This window comes from Methanohalophilus sp. RSK, from assembly GCF_003722075.1.
GTDB lineage: Archaea > Halobacteriota > Methanosarcinia > Methanosarcinales > Methanosarcinaceae > Methanohalophilus.
The window spans coordinates 1-19,863 of sequence record NZ_RDSK01000015.1 but is presented as its reverse complement, the minus strand read 5'-3'; the positions used below and the strand labels follow the sequence as shown (position 1 = coordinate 19,863).

19 protein-coding genes, 1 tRNA gene and 2 pseudogenes are annotated in these 19,863 nt (G+C 40.3%); 6 read left to right on the top strand and 16 right to left on the bottom strand.

The window, feature by feature from the left end:
- Positions 1-23: 23 nt before the first annotated feature.
- The 4 genes from EFE42_RS08120 to EFE42_RS08105 form a co-directional block, all read right to left on the bottom strand.
- Positions 24-575 (bottom strand): helix-turn-helix domain-containing protein, encoded by a 552-nt coding sequence (locus EFE42_RS08120; RefSeq protein ID WP_123136887.1) that lies wholly within the window; start codon positions 573-575, stop codon positions 24-26.
- Positions 576-747: 172 nt separating this feature from the next.
- Positions 748-957, bottom strand: a complete 210-nt coding sequence (locus EFE42_RS08115; protein WP_123136773.1) for a hypothetical protein — start codon at positions 955-957, stop codon at positions 748-750.
- A gap of 2 nt (positions 958-959) precedes the next feature.
- Positions 960-3,716, bottom strand: coding sequence for a heavy metal translocating P-type ATPase (locus EFE42_RS08110; protein WP_233564783.1), 2,757 nt, complete (start codon positions 3,714-3,716; stop codon positions 960-962).
- On the bottom strand, positions 3,697-3,897 hold the full coding sequence (locus EFE42_RS08105; RefSeq protein WP_123136771.1) for a heavy-metal-associated domain-containing protein: 201 nt from the start codon (positions 3,895-3,897) through the stop codon (positions 3,697-3,699). The genes EFE42_RS08110 and EFE42_RS08105 overlap by 20 nt, the downstream gene beginning before the upstream one ends.
- An 86-nt stretch (positions 3,898-3,983) precedes the next feature.
- Between EFE42_RS08105 and nadA the strand changes: the two genes are divergently transcribed.
- Complete coding sequence (gene nadA / locus EFE42_RS08100) at positions 3,984-4,889, top strand: quinolinate synthase NadA (RefSeq protein ID WP_370448684.1); 906 nt, start codon at positions 3,984-3,986, stop codon at positions 4,887-4,889.
- Positions 4,890-4,903: 14 nt separating this feature from the next.
- On the opposite strand, the gene EFE42_RS10900 is transcribed toward nadA, so the two are convergent.
- Positions 4,904-5,032, bottom strand: coding sequence for a hypothetical protein (locus tag EFE42_RS10900; RefSeq protein ID WP_255419075.1), 129 nt, complete (start codon positions 5,030-5,032; stop codon positions 4,904-4,906).
- A gap of 119 nt (positions 5,033-5,151) precedes the next feature.
- Here EFE42_RS10900 and EFE42_RS08090 point away from each other — a divergent pair, with 119 nt between their 5' ends.
- Positions 5,152-5,802 (top strand): flavodoxin family protein, encoded by a 651-nt coding sequence (locus EFE42_RS08090; RefSeq protein ID WP_123136886.1) that lies wholly within the window; start codon positions 5,152-5,154, stop codon positions 5,800-5,802.
- Positions 5,803-5,835: 33 nt separating this feature from the next.
- On the opposite strand, the gene EFE42_RS08085 is transcribed toward EFE42_RS08090, so the two are convergent.
- Positions 5,836-7,059: a SufD family Fe-S cluster assembly protein gene (locus EFE42_RS08085; protein WP_123136769.1), complete on the bottom strand. Its 1,224-nt coding sequence runs from the start codon at positions 7,057-7,059 to the stop codon at positions 5,836-5,838.
- On the bottom strand, positions 7,038-7,778 hold the full coding sequence (locus tag EFE42_RS08080) for an ABC transporter ATP-binding protein (RefSeq protein WP_123136768.1): 741 nt from the start codon (positions 7,776-7,778) through the stop codon (positions 7,038-7,040). Before EFE42_RS08080 ends, EFE42_RS08085 begins: the two co-directional genes overlap by 22 nt.
- A gap of 425 nt (positions 7,779-8,203) precedes the next feature.
- Here EFE42_RS08080 and ppsA point away from each other — a divergent pair.
- Positions 8,204-10,611 (top strand): annotated as a pseudogene (gene ppsA, locus EFE42_RS08075) (phosphoenolpyruvate synthase).
- A 69-nt stretch (positions 10,612-10,680) separates the two neighbouring features.
- Here ppsA and EFE42_RS10525 read toward each other — a convergent pair.
- The 5 genes from EFE42_RS10525 to EFE42_RS08055 form a co-directional block, all read right to left on the bottom strand.
- Positions 10,681-10,833, bottom strand: a complete 153-nt coding sequence (locus EFE42_RS10525) for a hypothetical protein (protein WP_158599210.1) — start codon at positions 10,831-10,833, stop codon at positions 10,681-10,683.
- Between the two features lie 84 nt (positions 10,834-10,917).
- Positions 10,918-13,560: an HAD-IC family P-type ATPase gene (locus tag EFE42_RS08070; RefSeq protein ID WP_123136767.1), complete on the bottom strand. Its 2,643-nt coding sequence runs from the start codon at positions 13,558-13,560 to the stop codon at positions 10,918-10,920.
- Positions 13,561-14,324: 764 nt separating this feature from the next.
- A tRNA-Gln gene (locus EFE42_RS08065) sits at positions 14,325-14,397 on the bottom strand.
- 52 nt (positions 14,398-14,449) lie between these two features.
- The gene (locus EFE42_RS08060) at positions 14,450-14,851 is read right to left on the bottom strand and encodes a hypothetical protein (RefSeq protein WP_123136766.1); all 402 of its coding nucleotides are present in this window, start codon (positions 14,849-14,851) and stop codon (positions 14,450-14,452) included.
- A 10-nt stretch (positions 14,852-14,861) separates the two neighbouring features.
- Positions 14,862-15,182 (bottom strand): DUF2551 domain-containing protein, encoded by a 321-nt coding sequence (locus EFE42_RS08055; RefSeq protein ID WP_072361016.1) that lies wholly within the window; start codon positions 15,180-15,182, stop codon positions 14,862-14,864.
- Between the two features lie 103 nt (positions 15,183-15,285).
- Here EFE42_RS08055 and EFE42_RS08050 point away from each other — a divergent pair, with 103 nt between their 5' ends.
- The gene (locus tag EFE42_RS08050; RefSeq protein WP_123136765.1) at positions 15,286-15,780 is read left to right on the top strand and encodes a hypothetical protein; all 495 of its coding nucleotides are present in this window, start codon (positions 15,286-15,288) and stop codon (positions 15,778-15,780) included.
- Between the two features lie 1,219 nt (positions 15,781-16,999).
- Here the strand turns inward: EFE42_RS08050 and EFE42_RS08045 are convergent.
- A pseudogene (locus EFE42_RS08045) lies at positions 17,000-17,566 on the bottom strand (amino acid ABC transporter ATP-binding protein); the annotation flags it as partial.
- Between the two features lie 48 nt (positions 17,567-17,614).
- The gene (locus EFE42_RS08040) at positions 17,615-18,097 is read right to left on the bottom strand and encodes an Hsp20/alpha crystallin family protein (protein ID WP_123136763.1); all 483 of its coding nucleotides are present in this window, start codon (positions 18,095-18,097) and stop codon (positions 17,615-17,617) included.
- Positions 18,098-18,226: 129 nt separating this feature from the next.
- Between EFE42_RS08040 and msrA the strand changes: the two genes are divergently transcribed.
- Positions 18,227-18,721: a peptide-methionine (S)-S-oxide reductase MsrA gene (msrA, locus tag EFE42_RS08035; protein ID WP_233564782.1), complete on the top strand. Its 495-nt coding sequence runs from the start codon at positions 18,227-18,229 to the stop codon at positions 18,719-18,721.
- Positions 18,706-19,239 (top strand): DUF2115 domain-containing protein, encoded by a 534-nt coding sequence (locus tag EFE42_RS08030; protein WP_123136762.1) that lies wholly within the window; start codon positions 18,706-18,708, stop codon positions 19,237-19,239. The genes msrA and EFE42_RS08030 overlap by 16 nt, the downstream gene beginning before the upstream one ends.
- Before the next feature lie 7 nt (positions 19,240-19,246).
- Here EFE42_RS08030 and EFE42_RS08025 read toward each other — a convergent pair whose 3' ends face one another.
- Positions 19,247-19,426, bottom strand: a complete 180-nt coding sequence (locus EFE42_RS08025) for a hypothetical protein (RefSeq protein ID WP_072361001.1) — start codon at positions 19,424-19,426, stop codon at positions 19,247-19,249.
- Positions 19,427-19,682: 256 nt separating this feature from the next.
- On the bottom strand, positions 19,683-19,863 hold a 181-nt coding region (locus tag EFE42_RS08020), incomplete at its 5' end, for a transposase (protein ID WP_199724112.1).

The following is a 19,863-nucleotide window of genomic DNA, read 5'->3' as shown; positions in this document are numbered from 1 at the left end:
ACCCGTTTTGTTTATTTTGGAATTTAGAAGATTATTGCAAGGAATTTTGCAGCTTTGTCTCCGACTGCCTGCATTGAATGATTGTAATTTGAATCGAAGTATATTGAGTCACCTTCGTTGAGAATTATTTCATTATCATGGATGATAACTTTCAGGGACCCTTCAAGTACATAATCAAATTCCTGTCCGGGATGGGAATTGGGGGTGGAATCCTGGTTGGATTGGGGTTCAACGGTAACTACAAATGGTTCTGCCTTTTTGTGAATGAAATTTGGAGCCAGTCCTTCGTATTGGTACTGTTTTCTTCTTTCTACACTTACTCCTTCATCTTTACGGGTAATGGTGAAAATATGCATCCTTGGATCTTCACCGGTAAGTAGCACCGTCATATCAACTTCGAGCAATCGTGCAATTTCAAAGAGGATACTAGCAGGGATGTCAAGCTCCCCTGATTCGTATTTATTATATTCTTCTAATGCGATATCAAGGGAGGAGGCTATTTCCTCTGCACTTATACCGGATAACCCACGCAATTCTTTGACACGTGATGAAATTTCTTTTATTTTTTCCTGCATTTTGAGCCTACCTTTTAAACTGTCATGTTTATCCATGATTTGAGTTTTAATCCTTTTAACAACAATATTTAAATATATTTGTGAATTGTGGAAGCGTGATTCATGCTAACAGGTAACAGTAATAGCACTTATTGCATATCCAAAATGTAACAAACTAAAAACTAAATCTGGATTATTCATCAACCAGCATCGGCCAGATGAGCAGGAAGAGAATAAAACTTAATAGAAATACAAAAATCGACCCTGCAACAATATCAACATCTGCAAATGTGTCCGGATTTCCATTATTGATTGAAATGGCAACTCCCGCAAAAAATGTTGTTGTAATTATGGAGCTTGCAAGAGCCAGGATTCTGTTTTTATTCTGCTTTTTCTTATCCATAATTACTCAACTCTCTTCCTTTTCATTAACAGGGAATTTGTCATCACAGAGACCGAACTCAGGGCCATGAATGCTGCCGCCATCGCCGGTGTTATTAGTGTTTGTCCAAATACAGGGAATAGCACACCTGCAGCAATTGGTATACCAAGTGTATTGTAACCAAATGCCCAGAAAAGGTTTTGTTTGATCTTTTTCATTGTCAGTTTACTCAAATTCAGGGCCTTTAAAATATCCTTCACATCATTCTTGATAAGGACGATATCTGCAGACTCAATGGCGACATCCACTCCGGCACCCATAGCAATTCCAACATCAGCCTGAGTAAGGGCCGGTGCATCATTGATGCCATCTCCAACCATTCCTACTCTTTTACCCTGGCTTTGCAGTTTTTCAACTTCTGCAGCCTTATCTGCAGGTAGCACTTCTGCAAGGACCGTGTCAATTCCTGCCTGCCTTGCAATTGCGTGTGCAGTTTTGCTGTTATCACCTGTTATCATGGCAACTTCAAGCCCCTCTTTCTGCAGTCGGGATATTACTGATGGTGCCTCCTCTTTCAATACATCGGCAACGGCCAGGACACCGGCAATTGTACCATCGAGGGCAACCATTATTGCTGTTTTTCCTTCATCTTCAAACTTATTCGAATAGCGGGACACATCTCCCACATCGATTGCTTTTTCTTCCATGAGACGTTTGGTGCCGATAATTACAGAATGGTCCTCCCATTCTCCTGCAACCCCTTTGCCGGATAATGATTCAAAACCGGATATATTTTTTAGCTGGAGTTTTCTGGAACTAGCTCCTTCCACAACCGCTTCAGCCAGTGGATGCTCGGAAAGTTTTTCAACCGAAGCTGCTGCCTGGAGCAGATAGTTTTCTTCGTAATTGCCTGTTGTTGCAACATCTGTAAGGAAGGGTTTACCGATTGTCAGAGTACCGGTTTTATCAAACACGATTGTGTCTATTTTTGGAGTAGTCTCCAGACTTTCCCCGTCACGTATGAGAATTCCATTTTCAGCGCCCATTCCGGTACCTACAATTATGGCAACCGGTGTGGCAAGCCCCAATGCACAGGGACATGAAATTACAAGCACAGTGATGGCAGCCAGCAGGGCAAAGAGGAAAGGACTGGCAACACCGGTAAGTTCAGCAACATTAAATGTTCCGTAGCCTATGAAGAACCAGAAGAAAAATGCTATCAATGCAATGGACATCACAATGGCAATAAAGTATCCTGCTACAATATCTGCAAGGCGCTGAATGGGTGCCTTTGACGTCTGGGCTCTTTCTACCATTTTTATGATCTGTGACAGGGCGGTATCAGCACCGACCTTTGTCGCTTTGAACCTGAATGAGCCGGTCTTATTTATCGTTGCACCGATTACTGTGTCTCCTGTGCTTTTTTCAACAGGGATGCTTTCTCCCGTGATCATAGATTCATCAACAGCAGAATCCCCTTCTATGACTTCACCGTCAACCGGTATCTTTTCCCCGGGTTTTATAACGATGACGTCTCCGGGTTTTACTTCTTCGACAGGAATGTCTTTTTCTTCCCCATCCACGATTATCCGGGCAGTTTTTGCTCTAAGTCCCATGAGTTTACGTATCGCTTCTGATGTCTTACCCCGGCTTTTGGCTTCCAGGTAACGTCCGAAAAGGATGAATGTAATAAGCATGGCAGCCGAATCGAAGTACGTATGTTCATATCCTGCACCCAGATTCAGGAAGGCTGCTGCAGTACTTGCAATATAAGCGGCGCCGGTACCCGAGGCTACCAGCAAGTTCATATCGGCAGATCCGTGCTGCAATCCCCGAAAGGCTCCGGTGAAAAACTGTCTGCCGGGAAAAGCCAAAGTGAGGGTTGCCAGGGTGAATTGAACAATATTGTTGGCAAGAATATCAGGCACATAAGGGTCAATCCTCAGCAAATCCTGCATGGCACCAAGCGTCAGGGGCAATGTCAGAGCAAAAGCTATCAAAACATTTTTTTGTTGCTCAATTCTTTCCTGTTCTCGTTTATCTTTCAGATTATTTTGTGTATCATCCGGTATTGAAGCGCCGTAACCTGCGTTTTCTATGACTTTGATAAGACCTTCCAGATTGATTATGGAACTATCGAAAACTACATCCGCTTTTTCCAGGGACAGGTTTACATTTGCTTCAAATACGCCGGGTTGGTTTTTAAGCGCTTTTTCTACATTGGATACACAGGAGGTGCAGCTCATCCCGGTAATATCCAGAGTCAGACGATCACTGCGAATTCCGTACCCCAGGGACTCGATCCGCTCACGTATGTCATTTAATTCCAGCTTATTAACATCATATGTTATAGAAGCTTTTTCCGATGCAAAATTAACAGAGACTTCCCTAACTCCATCTACTTTTGCAAGGCCTGTTTCGATACGTTTGGCACAGGCAGTGCAGGACATACCTGAAATATTCAATGTCAGGCTCCTTTCAGTATCCCGGGTTGATATTTCTTCAATGTTTACAGGACAGGTTCCTTCACATGCATTCTCTTCCTGGTCTTCGACAGAATATCCGGCCTGACTAATAGTCTCCTTCATGGTTTCAATACTGGTGGATGAAGGATCATAATCCACCTTAGCAATACCACTTCCAAGGTCCACCTCTACAGATTTCACTCCTTCAAGGCTATCAAGGGCATCGCGGACACTTTTTGTGCAGTGTCCGCAACTCATACCGCTTACATGTAAAAGAATCCCGGTCATGGTTGTATTATGCCTCGTAACCCGCATCCCTTACAGCTTTTTTCAGCTCTTCTACATTTATATCAGGTTCATATTCCACGTGAACTTCACCTTTTTCAAGGTCGACTTCAGCTCTGGATACAGAGGAAATATTTTGTAAAGCCTTCTCAACTGCCATCTTGCAATGGCCACATGCCATTCCTTTCACTTTAATATCTATCTTTTCCATAAAATATCACCTGTTTGGTTTCGTCCAACAATTTAATATATTTGCCTCACAAATATAGTTAACGCCGTGAAGTAGAGATTAAGATGATTTATATGGATCAAATAATTGCTAAAATTGAAGAACTGAAGACAAAAATGAATGCTGTTATTCTGGCCCATAATTACCAGCGATGTGAAATACAGCAACTGGCAGATTATACGGGTGATTCACTTGGACTGAGCCGTCAGGCAGTGGAACATGACTGTGATGTCATTGTCTTTTGCGGAGTGGATTTCATGGCGGAAAGTGCAGCCATCCTTTCCCCGGATAAGCAGGTACTACTGCCTGCAAAGGATGCTCATTGTCCTATGGCAGCAATGGTTGATGTGCCATCCCTCAGACAAGCAAAAACAAACAACCCCGATGCTGCAGTTGTATGTTATGTTAATTCCTCAGCGGCTGTAAAGGCAGAAAGCGATATATGTTGTACTTCCTCAAATGCTGTCAATGTGGTAAATTCCCTTGAAGAAGATAAAGTGATATTTGTGCCGGATAAGAACCTGGCACATTATGTCTCCCTTCACACAGAAAAACAAATAATCCCCTGGGAAGGTTATTGTCCGGTTCATCACCAGATAATGCCAGAAGAAATTATACTGGCAAAACAGGAGCATCCGGATGCTGAATTCCTGGCTCATCCGGAATGCAGGCCTGAAGTTGTTGAAATGGCAGATGCCGTACTCAGTACCTCGGGAATTATTGAAAGGGCGGGCAAACCAGATGTAAACGAGTTTATTATCGGGACGGAAAATGGTATTCTCTGCAGGCTCAAGGAGCAACATCCCGATAAAACGTTCTATTTTGGGTCTCCCTTTGCCTCATGTGCCAACATGAAAATGATTACACCTTCCATTTTGCTGGATTCAATGGAAAAAATGCAATATGAAGTGACTGTAGAAGAAAGTATAAGAGAAAAGGCAAAAGAAGCCCTTGACCGGATGCTTGAAGTTTAATCTGTATTCTTATATTAAAATGGCATCAGGCGTTTTTCAAGGGCTGTGAATCCCACATCTATAATGAGGGGAATCAAAATTGCCGGGATTGCTCCTGCAAATATTTTTTCATTGTTGAAACTGATCAGCCCTTCAAATATCAACTCTCCAAGCCCACAAGGGCTGTATCAGTTACTGAAGGAATTATTTATAATTTGCTACATTTGTAACTCATTTCATTTTAGGAAAAGGTTATATGTCACAACTGACCAACATATTTATTATGTCATTGAAAGCGCTCTTTTTAAACTGTACACTGAAGAAATCACCTGAAATATCGCATACAAGAGCCCTTATAGATAAAGCAGTTGAACTGTTTCAGGATATTGGTGTAGATAGTGAGGTAATACGCATTGTAGACCACAATATAGCTTTTGGGGTTTCCTCGGATGAAGGAGGCGATGATGAGTGGCCAGAGATTCTTGAAAAAATAAAAGCCTGTGATATACTCATCATTGGATCTCCCATATGGTTTGGAGTAAGATCTGCAGTGGCACAGATGGTACTTGAAAGATTGGACGGATCTTATGCAGATGCTGACCCCGAGACCGGGCAATATCCACTTTATGGTAAGGTAGCCGGAGTTATTGTGACGGGCAATGAGGATGGAGCACACAATGTTTCTGCAAATACACTTTTCAATTTGACCCACCTTGGTTGTACAATTCCCCCGAATGCTGATTGTTACTGGGTGGGTGATGCAGGTCCGGGTCCAAGCTATATTGATGCAGGAGGAGACAAACACCTCTACACAAACAGGACTGTCAGGTATATGGTAAACAATCTTGCTTATATGGCAAAACTTCTGAAGGATAATCCTATTCCTACAAAACTAAAAGAACTGGATGAAGCTGCAAAAAAGGTAAGTGACTGATCTAAAAAGAGTGAATATGTGATGCTTATTGCATCACATTGCACTTTTGCCAATCTGTGCGATTGTTTCATCAATATCTTTCTGCAGTTCATCCGGGATTCCGGATATACCTACATCAAGGAAACCACGCACTATCATTCCTACAGCCTCTTCTTCAGAAAGACCACGCGCCATAAGGTATTCTACCTGTTCCCTTGCAATCCTGCCAACTGCTGCTTCGTGTGTCAGTTCAATATCATCCACGTTTGCTTCAAGGATGGGGATTGCCCTCTGTGTTCCCTTATTGTTCAGGACAAGTCCGTGACATTCTAAATGACCCTTTGACTGGACTTCATTCCCTATCATTTCTCCTCTTGCAATAACAGTCCCACCAGTTGTGATCGTTCTGGAGACAAGCTCTGCTTTTGTGTTGGGTGCATCAAATATAACACGGCTACCAAGATCCAATTCAGAACCGGGATGTCCCACAGCAATGGTATTAAACCTGGCAAATGCTCCCTTGCCTGTAAGGTGCGCTGTCGGATAACTCTGAATGGATTTGACTGCTTTGAGCGTAACATAATTGTTAATGAAGGTGGCACCTTCTTCCAGATGAATTACTGTTCTGGGACGTACACCAATTTGCTCTGCCCAATTATGGATCATGGTAAAGTTTAGAGTACCACCCTTCTTAACATACATTTCCGAAATGCCCAGATGCATAGCTTTGTCCACATCGCTACCTGTGGAGCAGCCGGTAATCACATCCAATCTGGCATTTTCTTCTACTATTACAATATTGTGAACTGTCTGAGAGACGTCTTTTGAACCCATTAGCAGACAGGTTTGGATGGGTAATTTTGTTTTCACTCCTTTAGGAGCTCTTATAAAATAACCATTGGCGTTTTCCAGATAACTGGTCGCAGTGTATTTATCTGCATCCACAGGCACCAAATTCCAGGAATAATCTTTCAGCCAATCATGTTTTTGCATTGCGAAGTGAAGAGGCATCAATTCAATTTCTTTATCGGAAACTGAGGAATGGGATATGGCATTATCAACCATTACCAGACTGCCGCCTCTCCCTTCCCCGCTGGGAATAACCCCTACATTGAGCAGAGTTCTCTGTGATTTTTCATCGAGTTCTTTCAGGTTATCAGTGTATTTAGTTTCCTTTGGAGCAATTGCATACTCATCCAGATCGAATTTCTCTCCGTATGCAGCTTCCTTTTGTAGTGCTGCTTCTGCCCTTTTTTTCAGGCTTTCTTCAGTTTGCATGTAATACACTCCTCATAACCGTTTTCTTTGATTTCCTGAAGCATCTCCCTTGGATTACCCTCGCACATTATTGTTCCGTTGCAAAGGACATAAGCACGATCTGCTTCTATGTAATCCAGAATTTGGCCGGTATGTGTAATTATTAAAGCGGACTTGCCATGGCCTTTACGGTCACCCGGACAGGTATCACCATGAACCAGATTATTTATTGTGTTTCCAATGATGTCAATGCTCATAAGGTCTACACCAGATTCCGGCTCATCAAACAAATAGATACATGGTCTCTGGGCAGCAAGTTGTAATAATTCGGACCTTTTGATTTCTCCACCTGAAAATCCCACATTAATATCTCTTTCCATAAAACGCATCATATCAAGGGACTCAGCTGTGTGTTCCATATCTCTGTCCCCTGCTATAAGTTTCACGAGATTTTTCAGTTTTACTCCTGTCATATTCGGAGGGCGCTGGGTCATAATCCCAATTCCTCTTGTTGCCCTTTCATCAATAGACATATGAGTAATATCCTCACCTTTGAATAGTATCTGGCCACTTACTATCTTGTAACCACTAAAACCCATCAATGTCATCAAAAGAGCAGATTTACCTGCACCGTTAGGGCCCAGAATAACATTTGTATAACCCTTTTCCACTTTGAGGTTGACATTTTTTAGCAGCTCTTTTCCACCAACCTCAACAGTAAGGTCCTTTACTTCTAACATGTAATCCTCCGCTTATTATTCATAATGACTATTTTCAGCTAGATGATGCTATTAACCACTTACATCTATCCTGATGTTTAAAAAATTATTTGTTATGGCTGGATAGGAAGCTTAAACAGAATGAATTGTTTAAGAGACTGTCGGAAAAGTGGTGAAATCGAAACATTTCAAGCAATGGCTGAAAGTAAAACGTTATGCTGTGGTGCACTGTATTTAATGGATATGTTATAATTTTCTTGAATATGGGCTTTTCCGACAATCTCGGCCCCAGATAATTTACCCTCATAACTTCCTTATCCATTTGTTCTTAATCGTTATTAAAAGTATCGCAGTTTGTTCAATTATGGATTTTTATAACCCACAGGAACACATAATACTTTCCGGAATCATATAACCAACAAATTGAAAATAGTAGTGGGGTTACAATGAGCGATAACAAATACATACGATGGTTTGAAGAGATTACGATTGATGATGTGTCCCTGGTGGGAGGGAAAAATGCATCGCTGGGTGAAATGTACAGGGAACTTACGGATAAGGATATTCGGATTCCAAACGGTTTTGCAATTACTGCTGAGGCCTACTGGCATGTTCTGGACTCAGCAGGTGTGCTGGGAGATTTACGAAAGATTCTGGATGAATTGGACACGAAGAATCTCAGCAACCTTGCTGTCATCGGCAAAAAGGCACGACACATAATCCTGGATGCACCGATCCCTGATGACCTCTGGAATGAAATTAAAACTGCATACGACAAACTGTGTGAACAGTATGGTGTCGACACCGATGTTGCAGTACGCAGTTCAGCCACTGCTGAAGACCTCCCGAATGCATCTTTTGCAGGCCAGCAGGAAACTTATCTCAATATCCATGGCTACCACGCCCTGAATGATGCATGCAGCCGCTGTTTTGCCTCGTTGTTCACCGACCGGGCCATTTCCTACAGGATAAATAACAAATTCGATCATTTCGATGTGGGCCTGTCGATTGGCATAATGAAAATGGTGCGTTCCGATCTTGCATCCAGCGGAGTGATGTTCACCATCGATACAGAAACTGGCTTTGAGGATGTTGTCTTTATCACCGGCTCATATGGTTTAGGTGAGAATATCGTACAGGGACTGGTAAATCCGGATGAGTTCTACGTATTCAAACCAACCCTCAAGGAAGGTTATAGGCCCATTATCCGCAAAAAGGTTGGCAGCAAAGAGATTAAGATGATCTACGGCCGCGGTGATTCCAGGGTACTGACGCGTAATGTGGAAGTGCCCGAAATTGACAGAAAAAACTTCTGCATCAGCAATGAGGAGATACTACAGCTTGCCAGGTATGCTGTCACGATTGAGAAACACTATTCTGGCAAATCGAATAAGACAATGCCTATGGATATAGAGTGGGCAAAGGACGGTGAGACAGGGGAAATATTCATCGTTCAGGCAAGGCCGGAGACCGTACAATCCCAGAAACGGAAGGATGTGCTTGAAACCTATTACATGGATGAAAAAGGCAAGTGCTTGTCACAGGCAGAAGTGTTGGAGACAGGATATCTTCTGGAAAGGCGCATGTTATCAAAGATGTCTCTGGTTTATCTTCCTTCAAACGCGGGGAAATTCTGGTGGCAGATACGACCACTCCGGATTGGGAACCTGTGATGAAAAATGCGGCAGCTATTATTACCAACAAAGGAGGCAGGACATGTCATGCAGCTATTGTCAGTCGTGAGCTTGACATACCCGCGGTTGTGGGGGCGGATGGCAGTACAGAAATCCTTGAAACCGGTAGGCAAATCACTGTAAGCTGCGCTGAAGGGGATACAGGCAGGGTCTATGAAGGCCAACTTACATTCCATAAGGAAACCACAGAGCTGGAAGATGTTAGCAAGACCCAAACAGAAATAATGATGAATCTGGGAAATCCTGAAGAGGCTTTTGCACTGTCCCGGGTACCCAATGATGGAATCGGGCTGGCCCGGCTTGAGTTTATCATAAACAGCTATATTGGGATTCATCCGATGGCCCTGGTTCATACAGAAAAGGTCAAAGACCAAGATGCAGTCGATCGGATTGAAAAATTGACACAGGGGTATTCGGATAAAAGTGAATACTTTGTGGACAGGCTGGCTGAAGGTGTCGCGACAATCACAGCTGCATTTTACCCAAAACCTGTAGTTGTGCGCATGAGTGATTTCAAATCCAATGAATATGCAACCCTGTTGGGTGGGGAAGATTTTGAGATAAAGGAAAGTAATCCTATGCTTGGTTTCCGGGGAGCTTCGCGTTATTATGACGAAAGGTACAGGGAAGGATTTGCCCTTGAATGCAGGGCTATGAAAAAGGTTAGGGATGAAATGGGGCTTACGAACCTTATTCTGATGATTCCTTTCTGCAGACGTGTAGAGGAAGCCCGCAAAGTTATCGAAGAAATGGACAAACACGGCCTGAAAAGGGGTGAAAATGACCTGCAGGTATATGTGATGTGTGAAATTCCCAGTAATGCACTCCTGATCGATGAATTCAGCAAATACTTCGATGGTTTTTCTATCGGGTCCAATGATCTGACACAACTCACACTGGGTGTTGATCGGGATTCAGAGATCCTGGCTTCAACCTTTGATGAGAGGGATGAAGCCGTAAAAAAGATTGTATCTATGGCAATAAAAGGTGCAAAACGAAACAATAAGCATAGTGGGATCTGTGGTCAGGCGCCAAGTGATTTCCCGGATTTTGCTGAGTTTCTGGTGCAAGAAGGTATTGATTCCATTTCTCTGAACCCGGATTCGATACTCAAAATATATCTCAAGGTGATGGAAACCGAGAAAAGTATTGGGAAGTGAAAACATTTCAGCAACCTTTTCCGGGGTTGCTATCATTACTTTTCAGGTCAGATATGATTTTTCCTGTAGTCAGAAGTGTATCGTGAAAGTCGTACCTTCATCCGTGTTCAGGTCTATTGTACCGTCTATCTGGGAAACAAGATTGGTTACAAGTTGCAGTCCAAGAGATTCTGTATTCTTGTCATATTTTATCTTAACTTGGCTAATCTTATCTTTTGTCAACTGACTTCATCATTTTGAATACTTTTGTAAATACAGATTATCCAGTCATATACCATTTTATTAACTTTTTACAAAAAGTAATTATTAAAAAGATCCTCTTTTGCGAAGATACTTCTCAATCTCTATTAGGAAGAACACCGAGCTGGAAACAACTATTACCATAAGCCAATCCATTGTCTGGATAGGGGCGGTAGAGAATATTTGGTTTATAGAGGATATGTAAGTGATCATTGTCTGTAGTACTATGACAATAGCTATGCCCAAAAGCATTATCTTGTTTGAAAATATGTCCCTGAAAACATAATGGTACATGGACTTTGAGTTGAAAAGGTAGAATATCTGGAAGAACACTATGGTGTTCAAAGCAACAGTGCGTGCAGCATCAAGGTTTCCACCGTTTTCCAGTTTCATAAAGAAGTTGAAATAAGCTCCTGCAACGATGAGTAGTGAGACAAATAGTACTCTATTTTTAATTAGCTGAGTTAGTATTGGTTCTTTTGGTGGTCTTGGTGGTTTTTTTAGGAGACCTTTTTCTTTTGGCTCAATTGTTATGGGAACACCCAGACCGATAGCTGTGACAGTGTTAAGCCACAGAATCTGTAGAGGCACCAAAGGCAGTGTAATTCCCAGAATCACAGCAAACACTATGGACAGGGCCTGTCCTCCGTTTGTGGGTAGTGTCCAAATAAGAATCTTCTGTATCTTGCTATAGACATCCCTGCCTTCTTCAATAGCAGCTACAATGGAGGAGAAATTGTCATCTGCCAACACCATATTGGAAGCCTCTTTAGCGGCTTCGGTGCCAGTAATACCCATTGAGATACCTATATCAGCAGTCTTCAGGGCCGGAGCATCATTTATACCGTCCCCGGTTACTGCGACAATCTCCCCCATCTTTTTAAGAACTTTGACAATTCTCAGTTTATCCTCTGGGGATGTCCGTGCAAAAACAGAAACTGATTTGAGCTTTTCTTTTAGATGCTCATCTGACATGGATTCGATATCTTTTCCAGAAAGGGGTCCTTCTGTTTCAATACCTATTTTTCTGGCTATAGCATAAGCAGTCTTTAGGTGGTCTCCTGTGATCATCGTTACTCGGATGCCTGCAGTTTTGCACTTTTCGATTGCTTCGGCGACTCCCTCTCTGGGGGGATCCATCATACCCTGAAGACCGGTGAATACAAGATCTTTTATATCTTCTGTTTCTATATTTTCCATATCTTCAGGCATTTCCTTGTATGCCATTCCAAGCACCCTTAAAGCGCCTGAAGCCATTTGTTCAGAAACATGATTGATGCTTTTTTTATCTAATGGCTCTACATCTTCACCATTAAATTGCAACTCACACAGACTCAATATCTTTTCTGGAGAACCTTTTACGTAAACGATCTTTGAGCCATCCTCCTTCTCATGCAGGGTTGCCATGATATTTTTTCCCGGCTCGAATGGTATTACGTCCTTTCTGGATAGATAAAAATTTCCAGCCTTCATACCCGAGATTAACAGTGCTCCTTCTGTAGGGTCACCATCGATATTATCAACTTCCTTGAAGGAAGCATCATTACACAGCACCCCTGATCTTAGTGTTTCCACAAGGGCTTTATTTTTCAAAGGATCAATTTTTGTTCCATCCAGCAGGAAATCTCCTTCTGGAACATAACCCGTACCCGTAAGTTCATATAATTTACCCGAAGAATAAATTTGGGTTACAGTCATTTGATTTTTAGTAAGTGTACCAGTTTTGTCTGTACAGATCACAGTTGCACTACCAAGCGTCTCGACAGAAGGCATCGTTCGGATGATGGTATTCATTGATGCCATCCTGTTAATTCCTATGGCCATGGATATGGTAATAACAGCCGGCAACCCTTCAGGTATTGCAGCTACAGCAAGGCTTACTGAAGCCATGAAAATTTCAACAGTTTCAAATCCTCTGAACAGGCCAAAAACGAATGTCAGGGCGGCTATGATAAGTATGGCCACAGACAGTATGACACTCATATGTTCCAGCTTACGCAGAAGGGGTGTGGAAATTTCCTTACTTTCCCTGATGAATTCAGATATGCGGCCAATTTGGCTCTTATTCCCAGTGGCGACTACGATTCCCCTACCTTGTCCCTGATTTATCAAAGTTCCTGCAAAGCATACGTTATTCTGGTCACTTAAAGAATCGCATTTTGTATCGATTGCATCCGATTTTTTTTCCACAGGTATTGACTCGCCCGTAAGTATAGATTCATCGGCTCGGAGGTTCTTTGTGTAGAACATTCTCATGTCAGCTGGGACTTTGTCTCCTGATTCCAGCAGTACCACATCACCTACAACCAGTTCCCTGCTCTGAATCATTTTACTAACTCTGTTTCTCATGACTCTTGCTTCAGGCACAAGCAGCTTTGCTAAGGATGCAAGAGCATCCCTTGCTTTTCCTTCCTGTATAAACCCTATTATGGCATTTGCAAGAATTACTAACAGGATAACAATGGTATCTATGTATTTATCCAGAAAAAAAACGGTAATTGCCGCAGCGATTAGCAAATATATCAAAGGGCTTGAAAATTGTTTGAGGAAACGGTATATATTCCCGTGCTCTTTCTTGGTAGCTACTTCATTGTAACCGTCTCTTGCAAGTCTTACTTCTGCTTCTTCTTCACTCAAACCATCAGGATGACTATTGAATAAATTAAACACATCTTCTGAAGAGATGCTGCACCAATTTTCCTCCACCATGAAAGAAACTGATTGCTGAAAATATAAATAACTTATTACTGTTTTTTATATTTATTTTGCTAATTATTCATTTTAATAAGTTTGTATCTGAAAGAAATTTCTAATTAACTCTTTTTCTCACTCAAACTAAACATTAAGATTTGTATTGAAGTAAGATAGATTTATTTATATGAGTACTTTCAGTAATTTCACTCTGAAACAGGAATATGGCTCTCTTTATAACTGTAGGTGACAAACTGATTGACTGTAACCATTTCGTACCATCGTGGAATTGACCTACCGTATTATGGGAAATGATTCAAGGATTGATCTGTAAGAAGAGGGGGAGGAGTGGTGTATCGGGATAAGGGAGTATTTTAAAGTAGCTGCAAAAGGATTTGCAACAACGATTCAAAGAGCAGTAAGAGGAAAGCCGCTGGATATCAGGCAAATAACTGTACAATGACAGGGTTAGTTTACAGAGAATGCCATGTGAGATTTTGTATGCGTTGACTGGAGAAACAGAAGGGCAAAATTTACAGATATTTTAGAAGATTAACGTTAATCGAAATGTTCAGCAGAATATCTCTGATCTTTTCTCTTAACCATTCATATTACAGATGATAATGTTCTTTTTACTGAATGCAGACGATATCATCGGTCCAAATGTATTTCCAAGAATATCCACCACTTCTTCCAATTATGTGGGTTGCCCGTAAATCTGAAAATTGAGAAATAAAGAGAATTGTATAATTGGAATATTAGGAATGCGTAAAAAATTTTAGTAGCCCGGCACGGATTCGAACCGAGGTTGCAGGATCCAGAGTCCCACATGATTGACCACTACACTACCGGGCTGCTACGAAAACGTATCCTACATTGGATATTTAGTATATAAAATTATCGGGATTTATATCTCATCCGGGTCTTTATTTAATATAGCAGTAGACCACCAGTTGGCCATATCTATAAGATCTTTGCTGAACTGGCTCGATAAACGGTATTCCTTATTCTTGTTGGATATGAGTCCCGCACCAAGTAATTTGTTGCGCATGGCATAGAAAGATGCGCGGCCAACGTCCAGCTCTTTCATTATTGATTCCCATTCACTTGTTTTAACCGCATTGCCACTCTTTTGGCGCTCTTCAATTATAGTCAGAAACTGCTGTCCACGCCGTGCGGTAGCATCTTCCTGAAAAAGCCTGCGCATGAGGCTATAGTAAGGATCTCTGGAATGTGTGATTCTGGATCCGGAATCAGAACGTATTATTAGGGTGGTGGATGTACGTGGAGCATCCTTTATTGCTACCATGAATACTCATTCATGTAGATGGTTTTTCTCGCGCGGTAATGGCATTCTGTATCAAGTCTACATACTCTTCTTTTAGTGAGTATGTTGTGGGTGTCTTATATGACTCCTTATGGGATCTCAGAATACCCAACTTTGAATGTATATAACCAACCATGGAGGCCACTACACTTCTGGATGCGTCGAACTGCTTGTTGATCTTTTCGTGAAGATCATCAACTGTAAACTGTTTTACGTTGAGAAGAATAGATAGTATATGGGTACGCAGTCCGCTCACGTCAAGTTCGACGAACTTTTTGAGACGGTTTTTTATTTTAGATCTAATAGCTTTCATAGAATTACCCCTATCTATGTATTAATTCATATATATACAATCAAACTATTTATATGTTTGTAAAGTAATGTTGTTTCTGCAACCTTAATAGAGGCCTAATATAATGAAAGTATCTTTTGATAAATCAACCTTGCGCTATTCACTACCAAATAAGCTATTGTGCATAGATGATAATAGATTAATTCCTCCTTTTGAAGAAGAGGAAAATGAAATGGGTGTATGCAGTGAATGTGAAGGTCCGTTGTTTTCCTTCACTTATCACAATTTTCAGGATTATACGGCAGTAGTATGTCGCTGTGGGGATTGTTCTCTTTTAAGGATAATTCTTTTTGATCCTGCATGGGAATGGGTTGGAGAGTACCCGGTGTCAATTATCGATGATGCCTTACAAAACAGTGTCAATTTAACTGAAAAGAAATCTATGTCAGATATAGGGAACATTGCAGCAGTAAAACTGGAAACTGTGTTTTCGCCCAGGGAAATTGAAGCTATGATTCAAAAATCAAAAGGTGAAAAATATGTTCGCCAGTATCTCTATAATGCAAGGAAAAAATATTCACTATTCAATGAATTGTTTGGTTATTCTCTGGAGATTTAAATCTCACTTTTTGTTGACTCGTTCTTGACAAAACATTTTTCTTTTTAGTTAGTTGATAAATTTATGCGAATGTTGGGTTGATCTACATTAAAATTATTCTAAGACTGTCTGGTAACTAAAATGTACTTAATTTTATACTATGTAACATATTCAAATGACCAAAATATCACTTCCGCGAGTAATAATTGTCAGTTACATACATGAATTTTGAACTATGTACACTCAATATATTTATTACAAATTCAGTTACTATGTTTAATATGTTTTCTTTTGAGTGAATATCAATTTTATCATTATGTATGTCTTGTAAAGTGAGTTGTGATTTAGTGAGTTTGGCATATTAAATGCTGTATAGATAGTTCCGGATATATTACATACAATATATGAATGGAACATTGTTTTTTGATAAATATGCGTTTCTTCTATTTTTTTGCGCACTACATGGGGCGGTAGTAGAGTGTACTTGCAATATTCACATAGTATATGTAATACCTGAGCTTACTGAATCACTGTATAATATTAGGCAGCCAACTCCATTCACATAGCATATATGAATTTGTTAAATTTGTGTGCTTACGCCTGATGGATCTTTCTTGAATCGAACACTTGAATAGTTCTATTTTGGGATTTGTGCACTTAGTCGGGTATTGTGGAAAAGCGACTATGCTTTATAGTGCATTTTCTGCATGTTGGGTGTATATAGGTGGCGAGTGATAAAACTATATATTCAAACAGCCTTATAATTTAATTATTTACTATTTTTTGTCTGCATTCTGCACTTCTTTATTCCAAGGTGGGATTGGAAGTGGAGGATGCGCTATGTTTTTTATGTATTTTTCGATTCTCTACTTATAGGAGTGGTGACTCAATAAAGCATATATAAATATACTACTATAATATTTATCTAACCGTATATTCTCTCACTTTTCAGAATGCATCGCAAATACTGTTTTCAAAGTGAGAATTGCAGGTTCTAGTATTTACAGTATTTCCATCTAATATAATAATTGTATATATTTTTGTATATATGTAATTTTATCTATTATATGGTGAATTGTTGTTATATTTTAATATATAGATATCTTATTATCTACTTTATTTAGTATAATAAACTAAGTTTGTTTCTAAAAATATATTTTAAAAAATGTACTTAATGGGATGGATTACTTATAAGATACTTTGTCCCAAAGCATCTTACTAAATAACCAATAAAAAAAAGTTACAAAACCTTACTGAGGAAAGATTTTGTCCTTTCATGGCGGGTATTTGTGAAAAGATCTTCAGGGCTGCCTTCTTCCACTATCAGGCCGTCGTCCATGAAGAAGACCCGGTCAGCTACCTCTCTTGCAAATCCCATTTCGTGTGTGACGACAACCATGGTCATCCCTTCCCTTGCAAGTTCCCGGATGACAGCCAGTACTTCCCCTACCATTTCAGGATCCAGTGCAGAAGTGGGTTCATCAAATAGCATCACTTTCGGATGCATGGCAAGAGCTCTTGCAATTGCAACTCTCTGTTTCTGGCCGCCTGAAAGGGAGGCTGGATAGGCATCTGCTTTGTCCTTTAATCCAACTTTCGTGAGGAGTTCCATCGCACGGATATTTGCTTTCTCTTCATTCATCCCTCTCACAATAATAGGAGAAAGTGAGACATTTTTCAGCACTGTCATATGAGGAAATAAATTAAAGTGCTGGAATACCATTCCTACTTCCTCACGAATGCTATTTATATCAGTTGAGGGGGCAGTAATTAACTCCCCGTCGATCCATACTTCTCCCGAGGCAGGTCTTTTAAATTGGCAATGAAAGCAGAAGAAATAAAGTTAAAATAGAAATCAATTCAAAGTGGAAGCCACTTTTCGTTTATACCTGATATCCATTACTCCATGGCTGCAACTGATCGACTCACTATCTGGATCAACACTTGCAGGCAGAGTTACGTGTTGTGTCTCAGTGCGGCCGGCCTCCGGGAAATGGATGGCAATGTCCACTTCATTGTGGCGTGAAGCAATTGAAACAAGGTCTTCGTCAACTTTAACGTCTACTGTTACGTACACTTCATCGTCAGTCTTAAAAGTCTCAACCATAGGACTTTGGTCTTTTACAAAAACATCCTCTGGTGTTTCCTCTGCTGGCGGTGATTGTTCATTGAATTGATCATTATTCATGGGGTTATGAGCAATGGAAAAACCATATACGAAAGGCTTATTGTCATTAGCTTCCCTCATCTTTTCAAAAACATACTGAAGAAGGTCTTCGATGTCTTCGAAAGAATTATTTTCATCTCTATTGTTGTCATCATTTTTGCGATCATTCATGTTCTCTACCTCCCCGTTGTAGTAAAAAAAGATTGTTCGAACATATGCGAACATAGTATATAAACCATTCCCTAGAACGATTGAATAATTATATCTGGCAGAAAACCAATGAGATTATGGGGACTATAAATGAGTTTGAAATCTATGGAAAAAGCGACATTTGCTGCCGGATGCTTCTGGGGAGTTGAGGCAGCATTTAGGGAAGTTGAAGGCGTTATTAGCACACGGGTCGGGTACACAGGTGGGAGTACACCCAATCCCTCTTATAAGGAAGTTTGTACCGGGCGTACAGGCCACGCTGAAGCTGTTGAGATTACTTATGATCCACAAATTATAAGTTATGAAGAAATGCTGAAGATTTTCTGGAATATTCATGATCCTACAACATCTAATCGGCAGGGGTCGGATATTGGAACACAATATCGCTCTGCTATATTCTATCATGACAAAAAACAAAAGGAAACTGCTCTGAGTTGCTTTCATAAGTTACAGGAATCAGGCAAATTCAAGACTATAGTTACAGAAATCGAGCCTGTTTCTGAATTTTATCCTGCAGAAGATTATCATCAGCAATATTTCGAAAAAATGGGGATATGTAGTTCCGGAAAATGTGGCTGGAAATAAGTATGATCTGCGACCATTTAGACAATGAACAAGAATTAATCACCAATCTAAAGAAGAAGGCAAACCGGTTTACTCCTTCAGATTTTATGAAAATAAGATCCCTGATGTTGCAAAGTACTGAAAACCTCCCTCCAAAATACAGGCAGATATATGGTGAGGATTTATTCAGGCATCTTTATGAAACCATAGAGGAGATAAAAAGATACAATGCAACCCCTCAACTCTCAACTTTTGACAGGGAAGATTGCCTGGAACTAATTCAGCGTATAGATTTAATGCAGGAAGAAGATAATGAAAAAAACAGGTTGTTCGCAGATCTGGCCAAATTAACTTCGATATATCTCATATTTGTTGCGGGTAAATCCCTCCATCCTTTAAACATGGAATTCCCCGGAGGTCGCAAAATTGCAAAAAATGATAATGAATATTATTGTCCCGCGAAAAACAAACAAAAAGATGTGGAAATTGCATTATGCAAATTTTGCATATGCAAAGATATGGATGAAATGGGAGAGTGAAGATCACTCAGATATTTGCTTCATCAACAAGCCTTTTGAAGAAAGCATCAGAAGCTCCCTGTCCGTCCAGAGGTCCACAGAACTTGATTAATTCCCAACCTTCATTGCCCATTTCATTTAATTCGTCTTTTGTTTTACTCCAGTCATCAGTTCTTATTGGTTTTATATCATATTCCCAGCAAGGCATGTATTAACCACCTTTTTATTGTGTATCTAAAAGTTGCAACTGCATCATATATAACACTTATCAAAAATTATTTTTTATGATTAAGCAAGTAAACTTTAGTACAACTGGCCAACCTATAATATATTCATTTCGGAAATTGTATTTTATTGTTTCTTAAGTTCTTTTAGTTTTGTATTCTATTCAATCCAAATATTATTTACTTTTAGTTTCTTTGAATTTATACATTTATCATGATAGAGTAAGAATACCACCGTTTTCAAACGGTGGATGAATTACACCCTCTATTGTTGTTACCATCTATGTATTTCTTGATCGTTTCAGCAGATACTTGACCTTGTGTTCCTATGTAGTAACTTGGAGACCACAAATGCTTTCCCCAAAATTCTTTATTTCGCAGTTCGGGGAATTTTTGAAATGCTCTTTTTGTAGTAACGCCT

What these genes read in the sequence shown, in the direction of transcription:
- EFE42_RS08110 (WP_233564783.1), bottom strand. Translation starts at nt 3,716, where the DNA reads ATGCGGGTTACGAGGCATAATACAACCATGACCGGGATTCTTTTACAT.
- EFE42_RS08115 (WP_123136773.1), bottom strand. Translation starts at nt 957, where the DNA reads ATGGATAAGAAAAAGCAGAATAAAAACAGAATCCTGGCTCTTGCAAGC.
- EFE42_RS08070 (WP_123136767.1), bottom strand. Translation starts at nt 13,560, where the DNA reads ATGGTGGAGGAAAATTGGTGCAGCATCTCTTCAGAAGATGTGTTTAAT.
- EFE42_RS08025 (WP_072361001.1), bottom strand. Translation starts at nt 19,426, where the DNA reads ATGCCTTGCTGGGAATATGATATAAAACCAATAAGAACTGATGACTGG.
- msrA (WP_233564782.1), top strand. Translation starts at nt 18,227, where the DNA reads ATGAGTTTGAAATCTATGGAAAAAGCGACATTTGCTGCCGGATGCTTC.
- EFE42_RS08120 (WP_123136887.1), bottom strand. Translation starts at nt 575, where the DNA reads ATGCAGGAAAAAATAAAAGAAATTTCATCACGTGTCAAAGAATTGCGT.
- EFE42_RS08090 (WP_123136886.1), top strand. Translation starts at nt 5,152, where the DNA reads ATGTCATTGAAAGCGCTCTTTTTAAACTGTACACTGAAGAAATCACCT.
- EFE42_RS08060 (WP_123136766.1), bottom strand. Translation starts at nt 14,851, where the DNA reads ATGGTAGCAATAAAGGATGCTCCACGTACATCCACCACCCTAATAATA.
- EFE42_RS08055 (WP_072361016.1), bottom strand. Translation starts at nt 15,182, where the DNA reads ATGAAAGCTATTAGATCTAAAATAAAAAACCGTCTCAAAAAGTTCGTC.
- EFE42_RS08105 (WP_123136771.1), bottom strand. Translation starts at nt 3,897, where the DNA reads ATGGAAAAGATAGATATTAAAGTGAAAGGAATGGCATGTGGCCATTGC.
- EFE42_RS08085 (WP_123136769.1), bottom strand. Translation starts at nt 7,059, where the DNA reads ATGCAAACTGAAGAAAGCCTGAAAAAAAGGGCAGAAGCAGCACTACAA.
- EFE42_RS08050 (WP_123136765.1), top strand. Translation starts at nt 15,286, where the DNA reads ATGAAAGTATCTTTTGATAAATCAACCTTGCGCTATTCACTACCAAAT.
- EFE42_RS08040 (WP_123136763.1), bottom strand. Translation starts at nt 18,097, where the DNA reads ATGAATGATCGCAAAAATGATGACAACAATAGAGATGAAAATAATTCT.
- EFE42_RS08080 (WP_123136768.1), bottom strand. Translation starts at nt 7,778, where the DNA reads ATGTTAGAAGTAAAGGACCTTACTGTTGAGGTTGGTGGAAAAGAGCTG.
- EFE42_RS08030 (WP_123136762.1), top strand. Translation starts at nt 18,706, where the DNA reads ATGTGGCTGGAAATAAGTATGATCTGCGACCATTTAGACAATGAACAA.